2 protein-coding genes are annotated in these 891 nt (G+C 46.1%); both read right to left on the bottom strand.

The genetic code is table 11. The annotated features are described in order from the left end of the window. A partial coding sequence (locus ACNART_RS17830) for a hypothetical protein (protein ID WP_416303679.1) occupies nt 1–399 on the bottom strand: 399 nt, incomplete at its 3' end. Next, the coding region (locus tag ACNART_RS17825) for a hypothetical protein (protein WP_416303678.1) at nt 399–891 on the bottom strand (493 nt) is incomplete at its 5' end. The genes ACNART_RS17825 and ACNART_RS17830, both read right to left, overlap by 1 nt.

The raw sequence follows: 891 nt of genomic DNA, 5'->3' as shown, positions 1-891 counted from the left end.
GGCATTCTCTTCACCAGATACCACATTGATCGATGTGATTTGTCCGACAAATAAGACTTCAGCAAGCAACGGTTTCCCCTCTTCGCCAATGGCGACCATCATCAACCGCACTTCGCGTCCTCGACTTTGCTCATTCATCACCATTCCCACCAGCGATTTATCAAAACCGGCTAATTTAAGCTGTAGTTGTGGAGGACTGGTTGTCTTATTTTCTTTCAGCTGACTGATTTCGCCTAAACTTCCTACACCTAAATAAGTTTCCCCCGCAATAAGCAGTTGCCCAACACCGGTATGCGCACAGGTCACGCCTGATTTCAAATCGAGTCTGGCAGCTAAAACGATATAAGCCCCCTCATTAATCGCGTTGACCATGGCGTCAGAAAATGGATGATATTGCATTAGTACAACACCTCCTCAAAAGATAACGTGATATGGGTATACCCCAAGCGACGATGCTGAAATTTACCCTGTTCATTATCAACGAGCCGAAAAATCCCAAAAGGACGCTCAACCTCGAGTATTTCATTGACGGTAGGTGATGTTCTTAACATCGGCGAAATAAGAATAATGGCACGACCTTGATTATCACTGACCACATCCGCCACCACCATTTTGAGTTCATTACCCACAGTTAAGCGATCCCCTTGTTGTAACACGCGCATATTGCGCTTCCAGTCCTTTGTTTCTAGCCGATTACCCAATTGGCTCGGTATTGCAATACGAGGCGAACCATACCCATAACGCCCTTTTCTTATCCAACTGGTTATTTTGACTCGCCCCGACATGCCATCCAATGAAGCCACCAGCGCTTCTAACTGGCGCGATTTCTCTTCATTTAAATTATTGAATGTCAGCTCACAACGCCAACGACTTCCCGGAAAGCGCACCGTT

It is taken from the genome of Proteus sp. LHD240705 (assembly GCF_047921555.1).
Lineage (GTDB): Bacteria > Pseudomonadota > Gammaproteobacteria > Enterobacterales > Enterobacteriaceae > Proteus.
The sequence above is the reverse complement of the archived record's forward strand: the minus strand, read 5'-3'. Positions and strand labels throughout refer to the sequence as shown.